This is a genomic window from Pseudomonas sp. OST1909, from assembly GCF_015277575.1.
Classification (GTDB): Bacteria; Pseudomonadota; Gammaproteobacteria; order Pseudomonadales; family Pseudomonadaceae; genus Aquipseudomonas; species Aquipseudomonas synxantha_A.
The window spans coordinates 4,344,555-4,359,031 of record NZ_CP063780.1; the positions used below are offsets into that span (position 1 = coordinate 4,344,555).

Here is a 14,477-nt window from a genome sequence, read left to right on the forward strand (position 1 = left end):
CATGAGCCGTCAACTCAAACTCGGCGCGTTCCTGATGGCCACCGGGCACCATGTAGCCGCCTGGCGACACCCCGATGTACCGGCGAATGCCGGGCTGGATTTCGCCCACTACAAGCACTTGGCGCAGGTAGCAGAAGCGGCCAGATTCGACGCGCTGTTCGTGGCCGACAGCATTGCCGCCGCCACCGGTGAGATCGCCAGCCAGATGGCGCGCTCGGATCATTTCGAGCCGCTCACCCTGCTCTCGGCGCTCAGTGCGGTGACCGAGCATATCGGCCTGATCGCGACCGCCACCACCAGCTACAACGAGCCCTACCATGTGGCGCGCAAATTTGCTTCGCTGGATCACCTTTCCGGTGGCCGTGCAGGCTGGAACCTGGTGACCTCGGACAACGCCGCCGAGGCACTGAATTTCGGCCGCGACGCACACCTGGGTCATGCCGAACGCTACAGCCGCGCGCGGGAGTTTCACCAGGTGGTGACGGGGTTATGGGACAGCTGGGACGACGATGCTTTCGTGCGCGACAAGGCCAGCGGCCGCTATTACGACCCGCATAAACGCCATGTACTGGATCACGTGGGCGAGCATTTCCAGGTCAAAGGCCCACTGAACGTGGCGCGCTCGCCCCAGGGCCAACCGGTGATCGTGCAGGCCGGCTCTTCGCACACCGGCCGGGAACTGGCGGCACAGACTGCCGAGGTGGTGTTTACCGCGCAGACTTCGCTGGCCGACGCCCAAGCGTTTTACCGTGACCTCAAGGGGCGCCTGGGCCAATACGGGCGCGAGGCCGATTCGCTGAAAATCATGCCGGGCGTGTTCGTGGTGGTCGGGGAAACCGAAGCCTGCGCCCAGGCGAAATTTGAAAGATTCCAAGCATTGGTCGAACCCAAGGTAGGCGTGGCGTTGCTGGGGCGCATGTTGGGTAATTTCGACCTGTCCGGCTACCCGCTGGACGGGCCGCTGCCCGAGCTACCCTTGACCGACAGCGGTCAACGCAGCCGCCAGCAACTACTGAGCGAACTGGCCCAGCGCGAACAGCTGACACTGGCGCAACTGGGCCAACGCATTGCCGGCGGACGCGGTCATTACAGCCTGATCGGCACGCCTGTGCAGATCGCCGATGAGCTGCAGCGCTGGTTCGAAGAAGGCGCGGCGGATGGCTTCAATATTCTGGTGCCGCACCTGCCGGGCGGGCTGGAGGATTTCGCCCGCCTGGTCGTTCCCGAGTTACAGCGGCGTGGCCTGTTTCGGCGCGAATACAGCGGCACCACACTGCGAGAAAACCTCGGCCTGGCGCGCCCGGCCAACCTTTTCAAGGAGACCCGAGCATGAAAATCCCCACCCTGCTGCTGGCCCTGCTGCTGACCCAGACCGCCTGGGCGGCCGATCCATCAACCTTGCGCATCGGCTACCAGAAAGGCTCCATCGCCCTGGTGCTCGCCAAGGAGCATGGCCTGCTGGAAAAACGCTTCCCACAAACCGAGGTGAAATGGATTGAATTCCCCGCCGGCCCGCAGATGCTTGAGGCGCTGAACGTCGGCGCACTGGACGTTGGCGCTACCGGCGACATTCCGCCTCTTTTCGCCCAGGCTGCAGGTGCCGACCTGGTCTACATCGGCGCCGAACCGCCCAAGCCCAGCGCCGAAACGTTGCTGGTACGCAACGACAGCCCAGTGCATTCGGTGGCGGACCTGAAGGGCAAAAAGGTCGCCTTCCAGAAAGGCTCCAGCTCCCACAACCTGATCCTGCGCGCGCTGAACAAAGCCGGCCTGAGCTACACGGACATCCAACCGGTGTACCTGCCACCGGCCGATGCACGTGCGGCATTCGAGCAAGGCAGCGTCGACGCCTGGGCGATCTGGGAACCTTACTCCTCCCTGGCCCTGAGCCAGAGCCCCAGCCATGTGCTGGTCGATGGCGAGGGCCTGGGGTTGTCGGGGCCGGTCTACACCGCACGGCGTGAATACGCCCGGGCCAATGGTGGGTTTATCCAGGACCTGCTGGGGGAGCTCACCCAGGCTGAAGCGCTGACCCGCAGCCAGCGCGAAGACAGCCTGAAGGTGCTCACCGCGTTTATGGGCCTGCCAAGCACGGTGATTGCCCGCTACATGGACAACCGCCCGCCGTCACCAGTGCTGCCGATTGACGACAGCATCATTGGCGCACAACAGGCCACGGCGGATCTGTTTTATCAGAACCGCTTGCTGCCCAAGACCATTGAGGTGCGCAAGGTGATATGGCGACCCGAAGCCCGTTGAGATCTGAAGTGTGAAACTGTCTACGGTTTCGTCGCCAACACCAAACGGTGCACGAGGCCGCCAAACAGCCCACCCAGCAAAGGCACCACCCAGAACACCCACAACTGAGCCATCGCCCAATCGCCCTGGAACAACGCCACACCAGTACTGCGCGCCGGGTTAACCGATGTATTGCTCACGGGAATACTGATCAGGTGAATCAAGACCAGGGCAAAACCGATGGCCAGCGGCGCAAAACCGGCCGACGCCTTTTTGTCGGTGACGCCCAGGATGATCAACAGGAAAAACGCCGTGAGTACAAACTCGGTGACCACTACCGAAAGCAGCGAGAAGCCCCCGGGCGAATGCTCGCCATAACCATTGGTGGCAAACCCCGCAGTCACATCGAACCCGGCCTTGCCGCTGGCGATCAGGTACAGCACGCCAGCCGCCGCAATCGCGCCCAGAACCTGAGTGAGGATGTAGGGCACCACATCCTTGCCGTCAATACGCCCAGCGGCGAGCAAACCCAAGGTGACCGCCGGATTGAAATGCCCACCCGAAATATGCCCGGCCGCGTAGGCCATGGTTAATACCGTCAAGCCAAATGCCAATGCCACACCGGCAAAACCAATGCCCAACTCAGGGAATGCGGCCGCCAACACGGCACTGCCGCAACCGCCCAGTACCAGCCAGAACGTGCCGAAGAACTCGGCGGCGAGACGTTTTGTCATCAGGAAACTCCTTGAAGTCAGGTCAAAAAGTTGGAGCCTAACAACAGGGTACGGGCATTGGATGTGGGAAATTTCCTTAGCGCGTAACTAATGAGCAGGTGTGATTCGCGGTGAAGATTGTTCACGCGGGAAGGCATTTATTCCCGGCATGAAAAAGCCATAATCAGCAACAACAGTGGCGCATCAAGGCAAAGCCGGCCTCTTGCTGCTCAGCGTGGCCCCCCCTCTGGATACCCTCACCGTGGCGCGCCCGCCTTGGCGATCAACTCACGCAATCGGGAATCCTTAGGCTCAAACACGTCGAGGAGCCCGATCGCCTTAAGAGCGGGCAGAGATTGAATAATTTCTCGCTCAGCTAGCAGTTGATCATCCATGCTCGCGCCTGGATTACTCCAAACTCGTACGTTTGCCAAAAAGGCACCCACCGTCCCTTTACGTACGGTCACTCCCTCAAATGTTGCTTCGTTTGTGTCGTCGGCAAGAACGTCTTCGGCACGCATATCCGTCTCCGCAGTTGGGTTGCTTTAACTTATCGGCCTTTCGGAAAAGGGCATCACGCCGACAATAACGTAATTATCTTGCGCTGACATTTAAATGAAAACCCGGCGCTTGGCCGGGTCCGTTGATGCTCAGTTGTCAGGATGCTCACTGGCTACTGAATCGGCAGCGTCCACGTCCGACATATCTTCCTCGAGGGGTGCCTCGTCGTCCGGTGGCAGCGGGATATGATCCTCATCGCGCTTTGGATCATGACCGGCCTCATTGTCCGTTCCACGCGTTACTGCCTGCTGTGAAATATTGCCTGGGGCGTTCTCGTTGATTTCCATGCTGTCTCTCCGCTCTAAAGCGCGACAAATACGCACTTAAACATTGGAGCAGGCGTGTAACAGGGAGTGCCGAACTTTGGACGAACGGAAAATCCCGAGACGGTGTTGGGCGTAAGGACGCCAGCACCAGCAGCCATAACGGCGACTGAGGATCCCGCCAAGGGCTCACGCAGTAGCCCTGTATGTCATCCGCCTTGGCCTGATTGAGTAGTTTCAGCCACTTCCTTGTCGAGGCCCCTTATGGCACTTCCTCACACCGCCTGCATCTTCCTGTATTTCCTGTTGCTCAGCACTATCTGGCCCAGCCATGCCAGAGATCTGGCCGAGGGCCTTACCGAGCAGTCACCGTCTGTGGCCCTTGAAAATAAAAACCACCGTTATCCGCAATGGACCGGCATCGATTCACTGGAAAACGCCTTAGGCCAGACCTGCAATGCCGTTCTGCTCGACACGCGCAATCGCCAGGGTAAAGCCATCGGGCCGGCTTATGCGTGGAGTCGACCCTCAACAGTTTTGCCGAACATCCCGGCGTGTTCCCCAGCGCCTTGCGCAACCGCTGCAACGGTCTGCGCCCAGGCAGCTCCGGCAGCCCGATGCTGGACCGGAACACCAATGAAATCACCAGCATCATCAGCAAGGTCGCGTCTGCCATTCAGAAAGACATTCTCAATAGCTGCCAGAACAACTCGGCGTGCGAAGCCGCCAAATTCAACTACAGCTACCCCGTCAACGACTTGTACTACTGCTTTGTAGACGGTGTTTTCCGTAACGACACCCCAACCTGCCAGCTCAAGGCGGTTGAAATCACGCTGGATGAGCCATGGAACCTGAAGCCCTATGTGCATTTAAAACGTGACACCACCGACCAAATTACCCGTCCGACTTGGAACCTGAGGTTCTCGATCCAGGAACCGTTCTACCGATTCAAAGCCGTGAATCACATCAGCGATTGCGCACGCACACACGGCTACCAAGTCGCTGCCGCTTCTGACGAAGCCTACATCAACCAACCCATCGGCCCAGTGCTGGGGCCGCATGTGTTATGCATACTCGGGGGTGCAAACGGCCGAACAGCCGCTGACCGAAGCGCTGCTGCGCAATGCGTTCACCCATTCGGTATTCCTGACCAACCCGGCACCGGCACCGCAGCTCAAGCACCGCTATCACATCGCCTGGGAAAACCAGCAGGACGGTTTTAGCCAGCATTATTACTACAGCGTGAACTCGGCGATCAGCACCATCTGCGGCGATATTGACGACGATCGCTACACCTTGGCCATGGACGGCATATTCCTTGATATAGCAGAGCTGCCGGTCACGTTATGCAGTTATGCACGCAACAACGCCGGGCAACCGTCGGCCATTCGCACAGACATGATCACAGGCGCAACGGTTCGCTCGCAGCGTCAGGCCAGGTGAGGCAGGGAGATGTTTTAAGCAAATGTTGATGACTCAAGTCAGCGCAAGCAAGGGCAATGCCCGAAAGGCACGACTTGAGCGGGATCACTGGGGCTCTCCCCCGCCGAACCGCAGCGGGGGCGACCCGATTACCATTGACCAGAGAGCAAACAGGTTGCCGCCTCAATCATGCTGAAGTGGTACCACGGCTGAGAATCCTGGCAACTGGTGGCGAAAGACGCATGCGCGCTTGAGGTCGCTAACAGGCAGGCTGCAGCCGTCATATAGACGTATTTTTTTATAGTCATCTTCACTCCCCTTCCCATCGTTAATACATTGGCTTGCGCTTCAAACTTTAATAGTGGGCTTGAGCGAGGATCAATTAGGGCAGGTGTGCTAATGGCATATTGACCAGACTGCACCTGTAAACTTGCAGGCAAATACTGGGCTTAAGTAGACTTCTACTCAATGGCACGCGCCCAAGTCCAACATCGGAGAACGACATTGCCTGGAGTGGATAAGACTTGGACGATCGTGACGAATCGCCTGACTCTGAATCGTCATCAACTAGAAGACTTAGAAGATTGCCTAGCCATGTGGCAGGATCCGTTCGTCGTGCGACTGATACGTGCCACGCCATTTGACAGGCGGGAAACCTGGAACCGCCTACTGCGCTATGTCGGTCACTGGGAGCTCCACGGTTTTGGCTATTGGACTATCCGCACTCGCGCGCAAAGCCAATTTTGTGGAGAGCTTGGCTTTGCCTACACCCATCGTGAGATGCCGACCGGCTTTGAAGGCTTGCCGGAGTTCGGATGCACACTGGCGCGGTCGTCGTGGGGCCGCAATATTGCCCAAGAGGCCACTGAAGCGGCGCTAGAGTGGATGGATCACCACAAAGGGTTGCGACGCACCATTGCGATTACCGATGAAGCCAACCGCGCCGCCCTTGCACTTGGGCACTCGGCGGGTTATGTGCACCGTCAGACAATACCATTCGAAGGTCGCCCTTTCGCTTTGATGGAGCGCGACACATCCGATCTGCGAGACCCGAGTTCAGAAGATTGACCTGGCGGAGGCCTGATCTGTCTGTCGCGCTTTGATCACTCCAGTGGCGCTGCATAGACTACTGGCTGCGACGATTGACACCAGCATGCCTTGCATAGAAATACACCAAGGAATTGCGCTCGCCAGACAGCACCTTGCTCACCTCATGACGGTACTTACAGGTGGTGACAAGCACCGAGCCATACGAAGCCATGTAAGAACGCTGTTGACCGTTGTCGGCATATACCACGAACGCCCCACCTTCAAAATGGCGTCCTAGCTGCACAATCATCGAATATTCGTAATCGGGATTGCTGGCAGCATCGAGATGAACGCCAACAAAAGAGCCGGCGATCATTCGGTTCATCTGGCATCGGCGGATATGGAACGGGTCCTGTGACTGGAAAAGCGCAGCCAAACATCCCGGACGCTGCCCGCCGGACAGGATATCAATGATGCCGTCCGAGAAGGGCCGATTGACAGTGCTCGGCAGCTCACCGGCGCGATCCACCATAATCCTGCGCACGTAGATGGCATGCTTGTCACCCGCATCACCATTGGTGACCGTCTCCTCTGGTATCTGCGCCTGCAGGCCCTCCAAGCGAGTGATCTCTTGATCGGAGAACACTACTCCAGCCGGAATCAAGGTGCTACCAGTGCGCTGGAGTTCCTCGGCATACTGGCTGTAATTGCAAGCAGTGGCGGCTTCAGCTATTTCGTTCATTTTCTGCTCCTTTTTTTCGGGTATATGGAAACCGCAACCTCAACCCCCTGAAAGGATCGAGTCGTACAGTTGCTCACGTTGGTCGCAGGTGAGCGCAGGCGCCCAGCCCGCAAGTGCCCCGCTGCCAGCGTTGATCACCGCCGAGCGACTGCCGGAGCGCACCAAGATCCCGCTCGCCTTCTCGCCATGCAGGTACATGCCCAACACCAACCGATGGTCGGCATACACCCCGTCGAGGTCGACAGCGTGGCTCAGCGTCGGCGTCTCCACAAAACGCTGCGCGATCCATGCATCCAGGCCTACATCAAGCAAACGTTTCCAGAGAACTGCAGGCGGCAGACTGCTTCCAAGTACGATTCCCTTGCCACCGTAGGTGTTCTTTTGCTTGAAGATCAGGCTGTCCTTATTGCTCAGCAACCAGTCTCTATCTGCATCCAGCACACTCCAGCTTGGCAGCAGAAAGTCACGGATAGCCGTGATTTGCTCGGGCTCGAACAAGTGGTGGTTGCGAGCGTCCCAGAGCATTGCAAGCCAGCCCTTGCTCATCAGCAGCTCGGCTTCCAGGCCATTGGAAAACCGTGCGCCACGCTGCAAAAGGTCGTCGTAAATATCGGTATTGACTGTGACGTCATCGAAAGTAAAACAGCGATGGATCAAGACGTTGGACAGGTCATGACAACCACGCCATTTCGAGGTCAGGCTGGTTTCATCGTGGATCTGGATATCCATGCTGGGAATGCTGTGAGCCAGGTGTTTATGTGCCAGGTGTTGATTTAGGTAGCCCAAGGCTGCATGAGAACTCCAGTCGAGCAAAATCAGGTGCTCGGTCGGCACGCGTGCACACGTCTCCCTGTATAGATGAGCGAGGTTTTGGAAGGGCGACACGTCAGCATCCGAATCGGGAAATCCTAACGAATCAGCGAAAATACGATAGTAGTCGTGCAGTTCACCGCCGCCGACTGCGACAGAGAAGTTCAACTCGCAGATCGCGTGACCATCACGTAACGGCACCAGATCCACACGTGCGACGCGATGCGGGGCATCGACCAGCTGCCGCCAGTCAACATAAGGTTCCCAGGCAACCGGCAAACCTAATTGAAGAAGAACGTCGGCACGGGAACAACATGCCATCAGGGCGCTGGCAAGCCTGCCCTGCGCAGCAACAATGTGAAGGGCGGCTGCCGCAATCCTATCGTGTTCGGTTCGATCAAAGACAAGCGGATACGGCATCAAACGGATTCGTGGGGCACCGATGTCAGCGGAGAACCGCGCGAGGGCCTCAGTGATGGACGGTTGCCTAAATGAAGTGAGGATTTCCCCCATCACCGGAATCGTTTTCTGGCTCCACTCGCTGAACATTCTTCCTCCATGAATACCTTCTGTGTAATCCGCATGCACCGTTGTATCGCCATAAACGATCAGCACGTCCGCTGGCTTTGCCTCTTATCGTTGCAGTTGACCACGCTCACATCGGTGATCACATCCTTGCCATCAGTCAACAAGGTGATGCTGCAGAAGTAGTCGATCACAATCCTGTTCTCTTCATAGCCGACCTTGCGATAGATAGGTTCACTACTGACGGGCATGATGCCATTGAGCCCACGACCTCCAATTCCGACCCACCTCTCTTGCTGCCCCACATACTCAACCCCCGTCTGGATGAACACCTTCTCAGGAGTGACGCGTGTTCGGATCCGATTCCAGGCGTAGAAGCCGCCACTACCATATGACGAAGGCCCTACGCCCTGGTCAGGCGGTCCAAACACTTCAAAAGCCCTTTCCGCGGGCTGGCCTACGAGCTTCTGAGCCGCCACCTGGATATCGTTGACGCCACTACTTTTAGTCGGGGGCGAAGTTGAGCAGGCAGTAATGGCAAAAAACGCCAAGCCAACACATAGGCGTTGCATTACGGACATGGTAGTTACTCCTTCGCTCTTGGCAATTTCTGCACCCAATAACGGCGTTTTTCAAGGCAGTTGTCGCTTCAACCGTTCTGCTATGCCGCTTTTTGTTCGGTCTGCTGTTCCCGATCCGGATTCAGCAGCACCGTTTCTACCAGTTCCCAGTTACATGTTTGCCCTGACCACAGTTCAGGTCTTTTCCGACGCTCGCCGTTAGCTCAAGTCTTAATCGCTCTTGCTTCAATCACCCGGAGAAAAGATGCGTATGACGACCTCAGATCCCAAAACGATAAATCATCTAAGACGAACAGCAATTCCCAGGATGCAATCAGGAGCCGTCCTACAGGGTCTCCTCTCTAATTCTCACCCACTGCAGCTCAATCGGCTTGGACACTCCGGTCTTGACCATCAGACGTCATAGCTCAAAAGCCATCATTGGGACTACAAGCGCGCTGGACCCTCGGCGGGAAAATCCGTATGCCGCACTACTTTTTGATGTAGTGCTTGCATTTAATCGTAACTGTCCGAACTATCCCCCTTGAAATTCAAACCTTAATCTCCTTCAACCACTGATTGACGCGCTCCCATTCAAAAAGCGTTGAGTCGAACGTACCGCCGTGCCATTCCATCATGTCTTCGAATTCCGGATGATTGGGGTCAGCAGTTTGTCCACTCGGTTAACCGAGTGGTCGGCGATGCGCTCCAGAACATAAGTCAAATAAGCTTGCGGGTTCAGATCATTGAGTTCGGCCGACATACAGCGCGACAATCCGAGCCTGATGCAGAAAGCCCGGTGCTTGGCCGGGCTGCGAGGTAATCATCAATTCAAACGGCGTTGAATTGCTCAACCATGTCAGGGAAGCGCTGAACCAATTTAATCAGTAGTGTTGCCTGGGCATCTGGTTTGGATTTCGATTGCTCCCAGTTCTTCAGCGCGTCCAGATTCATCCTGACCTGCCTGGCAAACACTCGTTCTGCTCATTTCGTACTGACGAAGAGTAATATCTCCCTTCCGGTGCTCGCTCATATCCTCCACACCCTGCATCAGCTCGGCAAACAGACTGCGTTTCACTTCCCACCTCATTCTTCAGCTTTATGTCGCGGATGGCAAAAATGAAAAAGCCCAGCAGGCAGGCCGGGCTTCTAGTGGTTACTCAAAACTAGGCGTCAGACGTTTTATTCCTGACAGAATCACCAGCGGATAGTGAGCATCTGATTTTTGCCGCGTGCGCAACCACCTCACGCTGGGAGGCGCTTGCCTTGTGAAGCACCTCCCGGAAAACCTCACGTTTGGTCTCAGGGGAGGCGTTACTGAAGAAATCCGCGAGTAGGCTGGAGTCTTCGGTGTTGGTTTTACGCATGACGATCTGCCTCAGTCAGTAGCTCGATGAGCTGCTGGTAATCATAGGTCTCTGGAATTAGGGCGTCAATCTGCTCCACCGTTACCCCATCCTCATAGAATTCTTCAGAGCAATCTGTGTTCTTTACAAGCAAATCTATGTGCAGCCCCGTCCATAGGATCTCCTCAACTCAACAATATTCCGGCGTACTGCCAAGTATTGCTGAGCAAATTTGTCCATGGGAATATTTCTTCCCTCGGTTATTTCTCGTGCTTTCACGAACTCCCAAGAGAGCTCTGGGCGCTGATAGACGTACATAATCTGGGCAGCCCTATTTCCTTTCAGAACCCTATCAATATTTCGTTTTGCAACATCTAGATTCGACATCGTACCGTCAAGGATGAACGAAACGCGCTTCTCAAAGGCTCGGTCCAAGACTTTTTCGAGGATCTTTGTCACAGCTCGCTGGAAAAGGTATGAGTTCCCACCGGAATAACCAGGGATAAGTTCTCGAAAATCATCCGGATCAATTCGGAGAACTCGACGCTCCTCGCCCTCTGGGTGTCCTTTCTCCAGAGCCTCCACCATTGCCTTGGAAATCTCCGTTTTGCCAGCACCAGGAGAGCCCGCCATAAAGACGGTGAGCGGAGCGCGCTCTGGAATAAAAATCTCGGTGTCGACAATCTTCTTGGCCAGAGGTCGGCGGTGTGTGATGGCAAACTGAAAAGCAGCCTCTTCTAGCTCTATTTCTTCAGGCATCATTAGTGGCTCGAAATTCGTTTTCCAAAAACTAACACTTTGCTCGACCTTAAACCATGCAACCTCGAGGATCAGTGGGAGGCGATTTTCCTGATCGAGGAACTGAGGAAGTCAAACTCATAGCGTAGAGGCCATGCGAGCGAGGGCATGACCAAAAACTACCAGCGAGACCACGAGGAAATCATCTGGTCCGAGGCGATCCCGGACCTGAATATCAGCGAAATCACCGGGTAGTTTTGCGCGGGTTTTGCGCAGGCACAAAAAAGCCGATCTATCTGATCGGCTTAAGTGTCTGATTTTACTCAGGAATAATGGTCGGGACGGAGTGATTCGAACACTCGACCCCTAGCACCCCATGCTAGTGCGCTACCGGACTGCGCTACGCCCCGACTAGGCGTGTTACTGGGTTCGCTTCTCAACGAAGCGAACCGGAATATACCGCAAGCTTTTGAAATGTGGAAGTATTTTTAAAGCTTGAATCATTTCTTCAGCACCACCAGCACATCTTCCAGTTCGGAGATCATCTGGCGGATCAGTTGCTTGTATTGGGTGGTGTCGTCTTTGGCTTCATCACCGGACATACGCTGGCGTGCGCCGCTGATGGTGAACCCCTGATCGTACAGCAATGCACGGATCTGTCGGATCATCAGCACGTCCTGGCGCTGATAATACCGACGGTTCCCGGTGCGTTTGACGGGGTTGAGTTGAGGAAACTCCTGCTCCCAATAGCGCAGCACGTGCGGTTTTACGGCACACAGCTCGCTGACTTCACCAATGGTGAAGTAGCGTTTGCCTGGGATGACGGGTAGTTCGTCGTTATGACTTGGTTCCAGCATAAGCCTCAACTCGGGCCTTCAACTTCTGCCCTGGACGAAAGGTGACCACACGGCGAGCCGTGATCGGGATTTCTTCTCCCGTTTTTGGATTGCGGCCAGGCCGCTGGCGTTTGTCCCGCAGGTCAAAATTGCCGAAACCGGACAATTTGACCTGTTCGTTGTCTTCCAGAGCGTGGCGGATCTCTTCAAAAAACAGCTCGACCAATTCCTTGGCCTCGCGCTTATTCAGACCCAACTCTTCGTACAGACGTTCCGCCATCTCAGCTTTCGTCAAAGCCCCCATACGTCACTTCCTTAACGTGGCGTTCAACCTTTGTTCGAGCGAGGTGAGGATATTTTGTGTCGTGGTATTCACCTCATCGTCATTAAGAGTGCGCGATGGATGCTGCCAGGTCAAGCCGACTGCGAGGCTTTTTCTATGCGGATCAATGCCTTTACCCTGATAGACGTCAAATAGCCTGAGGTCTGTCAGCCATTCCCCTGCATTTTCACGGATTACATCCAGAACGGCAGTGGCGGCGACGTCACGGTCGGCGATCAGCGCCAGGTCGCGACGCACTTCAGGAAAGCGCGACAACTCGCTGAATTTAGGCATCTTGCCCGATGCCACTTCAGCCAAGACTAGCTCAAACACGAAGACTGGACGGTCCAGCCCCAACGTTTTCGACAGTTCCGGGTGAATGGCGCCCACAAAACCTACCAGGCGACCTTCGCGCTCGATACGCGCAGTCTGGCCCGGATGCAAGGCTGGGTGGCTGCCCGGCACAAACGTAAAGGCATCCAGCGCGCCGGCAAAGCCCAGTACCGCTTCCACGTCAGCCTTGACGTCGAAGAAGTCTACGACGTCGCGACCTTGCGCCCAGCCTTCCGGCAGGCGGCTACCGCATACCACGCCAGCCAGCATCGGCTCCTGTTTAAGACCATCGAGCTGACCCACGAAACGCAGGCCGCTTTCGAACAGGCGCACGCGGTCTTGCTGGCGGTTCAAGTTGTGGGAAAGCGCTTTCACCAGACCCGGCCACAGCGACGAACGCATGGCGGCCATGTCGTTGGAGATCGGGTTGGCCAACAACAGCGGCTCAACACCCGGGTTGAACAGCTCAAATTGTTTTGGATCGATGAAGCTATACGTCACGGCTTCCTGGTAACCACGAGCAACCAGCAGGCGGCGCAGCTCAGGCAGGTGCGCACGCGCTTCGGCCTTGGGTTGCGGCGCGAGGCGCGCTTGCGGGTAGCGAACCGGCAGGCGGTTGTAGCCATACAGACGTGCCAGCTCTTCGATCAGGTCAACTTCCAGGCTGATGTCGAAGCGATGGCTAGGTACTGCAACCTGCCACTGCCCTTCCCCATTCGAGGAAATACCCAGGCCGAGGGCGGACAGCAGTTGCTCGATTTCAGCCGGTTCAATGACCAGCCCGAGCATTTGCTCAACGCTTTTGGCACGCAGGGTGATCGGTGCAATCGACGGCAGGTGCTGCTCACTGACGGTTTCGGTGATCGGGCCGGCTTCGCCACCGGTGATCTCCAGCAGCAGGCCGGTGGCGCGCTCCATGGCTTCACGGGCGAGATTCCAGTCCACGCCACGCTCATAGCGGTGCGAAGCATCGGTGTGCAGGCCATAGGAACGGGCCTTGCCTGCGATGGCGATCTGGTCGAAGAACGCGCTTTCAAGGAATACGTCACGAGTGGTCGCGGAAACACCGCTGTGCTCGCCCCCCATCACGCCGGCAATTGCCAGGGCGCGAGAGTGGTCGGCGATAACGAGGGTGTCGGCACGCAGGCTGACTTCCTGACCGTCGAGCAGCACCAGCTTTTCGTCTTCCTCGGCCATGCGCACGCGGATGCCACCGTTGATTTCGGCGAGATCGAAGGCGTGCAGCGGCTGACCCAGCTCCAACATCACATAGTTGGTGATGTCGACCGCGGCGTCGATGCTGCGCACGTCGGCGCGACGCAGGCGCTCGACCATCCACAGCGGGGTCGGCTTGGACAGGTCGACGTTACGGACCACACGCCCCAGGTAACGTGGGCAGGCGTTCGGCGCGAGCACTTCGATGGAGCGAACTTCGTCATGCACCGGCGGCACAACAGCAACCGCAGGACGGGTGACGGGAGCGTTGTACAGCGCGCCCACTTCACGGGCCAGACCGGCCAGGGACAGGCAGTCGCCGCGGTTCGGGGTCAGGTCGACCTCGATGCTGGCGTCTTCCAGTTCCAGGTAAACCCGGATGTCCTGACCCACAGGCGCGTCGGCCGGCAGCTCCATCAGGCCATCATTGCCCTCGCCTACCTGCAACTCAGCCTGAGAGCACAACATGCCGTTGGACTCAACACCACGCAGCTTGGCCTTCTTGATCTTGAAGTCGCCAGGCAGTTGGGCACCGATCATGGCAAACGGGATCTTCAGGCCCGGGCGCACATTAGGCGCTCCGCACACGACCTGAAAGGTTTCCGAACCGTTGCTGACCTGGCACACACGCAATTTATCGGCATCAGGGTGTTGCTCGGTGCTCAGCACTTCGCCCACTACCACGCCGCTGAAAACACCGGCGGCCGGGGTAACGCTATCGACCTCAAGACCGGCCATCGACAGACGCGCAACCAGCGCGTCGCGATCTACCTGCGGGCTTACCCAGCCACGCAGCCATTGTTCACTGAATTTCATCCTGCTCT

General features: G+C 56.9%; 15 protein-coding genes, 1 tRNA gene and 2 pseudogenes. 4 read left to right on the forward strand and 14 right to left on the reverse strand.

Annotation, left to right across the window (positions count from 1 at the left end; translation table 11 throughout):
* The first annotated feature begins 1 nt into the window (after nucleotide 1).
* Nucleotides 2-1,333 carry an LLM class flavin-dependent oxidoreductase gene (locus IH404_RS18700; protein WP_194438753.1) on the forward strand — a complete coding sequence of 444 codons (1,332 nt, stop codon included), beginning with the start codon at nucleotides 2-4 and terminating at the stop codon, nucleotides 1,331-1,333.
* Entirely contained in the window at nucleotides 1,330-2,259 is a 930-nt protein-coding gene (locus IH404_RS18705) for a sulfonate ABC transporter substrate-binding protein (protein ID WP_194438755.1), read from the forward strand. Before IH404_RS18700 ends, IH404_RS18705 begins: the two co-directional genes overlap by 4 nt.
* Before the next feature lie 20 nt (nucleotides 2,260-2,279).
* Here IH404_RS18705 and aqpZ read toward each other — a convergent pair whose 3' ends face one another.
* From aqpZ to IH404_RS27865, 4 genes are all read right to left on the reverse strand, one after another.
* Nucleotides 2,280-2,972, reverse strand: coding sequence for an aquaporin Z (gene aqpZ / locus IH404_RS18710; RefSeq protein WP_005789647.1), 693 nt, complete (start codon nucleotides 2,970-2,972; stop codon nucleotides 2,280-2,282).
* Nucleotides 2,973-3,208: 236 nt separating this feature from the next.
* Nucleotides 3,209-3,472, reverse strand: a complete 264-nt coding sequence (locus IH404_RS18715) for a hypothetical protein (RefSeq protein ID WP_194438756.1) — start codon at nucleotides 3,470-3,472, stop codon at nucleotides 3,209-3,211.
* A gap of 129 nt (nucleotides 3,473-3,601) precedes the next feature.
* A complete protein-coding gene (locus tag IH404_RS18720; protein WP_032880294.1) occupies nucleotides 3,602-3,799 on the reverse strand; it encodes a hypothetical protein in 198 nt (65 codons plus the stop codon).
* Nucleotides 3,800-4,284: 485 nt separating this feature from the next.
* Nucleotides 4,285-4,644 carry a hypothetical protein gene (locus IH404_RS27865; protein WP_242462618.1) on the reverse strand — a complete coding sequence of 120 codons (360 nt, stop codon included), beginning with the start codon at nucleotides 4,642-4,644 and terminating at the stop codon, nucleotides 4,285-4,287.
* A 190-nt stretch (nucleotides 4,645-4,834) separates the two neighbouring features.
* Between IH404_RS27865 and IH404_RS27870 the strand changes: the two genes are divergently transcribed.
* Together IH404_RS27870 and IH404_RS18730 are read left to right on the forward strand one after the other, a co-directional pair.
* Complete coding sequence (locus IH404_RS27870) at nucleotides 4,835-5,218, forward strand: hypothetical protein (RefSeq protein WP_242462619.1); 384 nt, start codon at nucleotides 4,835-4,837, stop codon at nucleotides 5,216-5,218.
* Nucleotides 5,219-5,731: 513 nt separating this feature from the next.
* Nucleotides 5,732-6,265, forward strand: a complete 534-nt coding sequence (locus tag IH404_RS18730; protein ID WP_194438758.1) for a GNAT family N-acetyltransferase — start codon at nucleotides 5,732-5,734, stop codon at nucleotides 6,263-6,265.
* A 58-nt stretch (nucleotides 6,266-6,323) separates the two neighbouring features.
* On the opposite strand, the gene IH404_RS18735 is transcribed toward IH404_RS18730, so the two are convergent.
* From IH404_RS18735 to pheT, 10 genes and pseudogenes are all read right to left on the reverse strand, one after another.
* Nucleotides 6,324-6,968 carry a 2OG-Fe(II) oxygenase gene (locus tag IH404_RS18735; protein ID WP_194438760.1) on the reverse strand — a complete coding sequence of 215 codons (645 nt, stop codon included), beginning with the start codon at nucleotides 6,966-6,968 and terminating at the stop codon, nucleotides 6,324-6,326.
* Nucleotides 6,969-7,007: 39 nt separating this feature from the next.
* Nucleotides 7,008-8,393: a hypothetical protein gene (locus IH404_RS18740; protein WP_194438762.1), complete on the reverse strand. Its 1,386-nt coding sequence runs from the start codon at nucleotides 8,391-8,393 to the stop codon at nucleotides 7,008-7,010.
* Nucleotides 8,387-8,884, reverse strand: coding sequence for a hypothetical protein (locus IH404_RS18745; protein WP_194438764.1), 498 nt, complete (start codon nucleotides 8,882-8,884; stop codon nucleotides 8,387-8,389). Before IH404_RS18745 ends, IH404_RS18740 begins: the two co-directional genes overlap by 7 nt.
* Before the next feature lie 613 nt (nucleotides 8,885-9,497).
* A pseudogene (locus IH404_RS18750) lies at nucleotides 9,498-9,623 on the reverse strand (transposase domain-containing protein); the annotation flags it as partial.
* Nucleotides 9,624-9,694: 71 nt separating this feature from the next.
* Nucleotides 9,695-9,953 (reverse strand): annotated as a pseudogene (locus IH404_RS18755) (transcriptional regulator).
* A 412-nt stretch (nucleotides 9,954-10,365) separates the two neighbouring features.
* Nucleotides 10,366-10,971: a zeta toxin family protein gene (locus tag IH404_RS18760; RefSeq protein ID WP_242462620.1), complete on the reverse strand. Its 606-nt coding sequence runs from the start codon at nucleotides 10,969-10,971 to the stop codon at nucleotides 10,366-10,368.
* Between the two features lie 309 nt (nucleotides 10,972-11,280).
* A tRNA-Pro gene (locus IH404_RS18765) sits at nucleotides 11,281-11,357 on the reverse strand.
* Nucleotides 11,358-11,447: 90 nt separating this feature from the next.
* Complete coding sequence (locus IH404_RS18770; RefSeq protein WP_003174972.1) at nucleotides 11,448-11,804, reverse strand: MerR family transcriptional regulator; 357 nt, start codon at nucleotides 11,802-11,804, stop codon at nucleotides 11,448-11,450.
* A complete protein-coding gene (ihfA, locus tag IH404_RS18775; RefSeq protein WP_002553164.1) occupies nucleotides 11,785-12,087 on the reverse strand; it encodes an integration host factor subunit alpha in 303 nt (100 codons plus the stop codon). Before ihfA ends, IH404_RS18770 begins: the two co-directional genes overlap by 20 nt.
* Before the next feature lie 3 nt (nucleotides 12,088-12,090).
* Entirely contained in the window at nucleotides 12,091-14,469 is a 2,379-nt protein-coding gene (pheT, locus tag IH404_RS18780; protein ID WP_194438766.1) for a phenylalanine--tRNA ligase subunit beta, read from the reverse strand.
* Nucleotides 14,470-14,477: the final 8 nt, after the last annotated feature.

What these genes read in the sequence shown, in the direction of transcription:
- IH404_RS18700 (WP_194438753.1), top strand. Translation starts at nt 2, where the DNA reads ATGAGCCGTCAACTCAAACTCGGCGCGTTCCTGATGGCCACCGGGCAC.
- IH404_RS18705 (WP_194438755.1), top strand. Translation starts at nt 1,330, where the DNA reads ATGAAAATCCCCACCCTGCTGCTGGCCCTGCTGCTGACCCAGACCGCC.
- aqpZ (WP_005789647.1), bottom strand. Translation starts at nt 2,972, where the DNA reads ATGACAAAACGTCTCGCCGCCGAGTTCTTCGGCACGTTCTGGCTGGTA.
- IH404_RS18715 (WP_194438756.1), bottom strand. Translation starts at nt 3,472, where the DNA reads ATGCGTGCCGAAGACGTTCTTGCCGACGACACAAACGAAGCAACATTT.
- IH404_RS18720 (WP_032880294.1), bottom strand. Translation starts at nt 3,799, where the DNA reads ATGGAAATCAACGAGAACGCCCCAGGCAATATTTCACAGCAGGCAGTA.
- IH404_RS27865 (WP_242462618.1), bottom strand. Translation starts at nt 4,644, where the DNA reads ATGCACATAGGGCTTCAGGTTCCATGGCTCATCCAGCGTGATTTCAAC.
- IH404_RS27870 (WP_242462619.1), top strand. Translation starts at nt 4,835, where the DNA reads ATGTGTTATGCATACTCGGGGGTGCAAACGGCCGAACAGCCGCTGACC.
- IH404_RS18735 (WP_194438760.1), bottom strand. Translation starts at nt 6,968, where the DNA reads ATGAACGAAATAGCTGAAGCCGCCACTGCTTGCAATTACAGCCAGTAT.
- IH404_RS18745 (WP_194438764.1), bottom strand. Translation starts at nt 8,884, where the DNA reads ATGTCCGTAATGCAACGCCTATGTGTTGGCTTGGCGTTTTTTGCCATT.
- IH404_RS18760 (WP_242462620.1), bottom strand. Translation starts at nt 10,971, where the DNA reads ATGATGCCTGAAGAAATAGAGCTAGAAGAGGCTGCTTTTCAGTTTGCC.
- IH404_RS18770 (WP_003174972.1), bottom strand. Translation starts at nt 11,804, where the DNA reads ATGCTGGAACCAAGTCATAACGACGAACTACCCGTCATCCCAGGCAAA.
- ihfA (WP_002553164.1), bottom strand. Translation starts at nt 12,087, where the DNA reads ATGGGGGCTTTGACGAAAGCTGAGATGGCGGAACGTCTGTACGAAGAG.
- pheT (WP_194438766.1), bottom strand. Translation starts at nt 14,469, where the DNA reads ATGAAATTCAGTGAACAATGGCTGCGTGGCTGGGTAAGCCCGCAGGTA.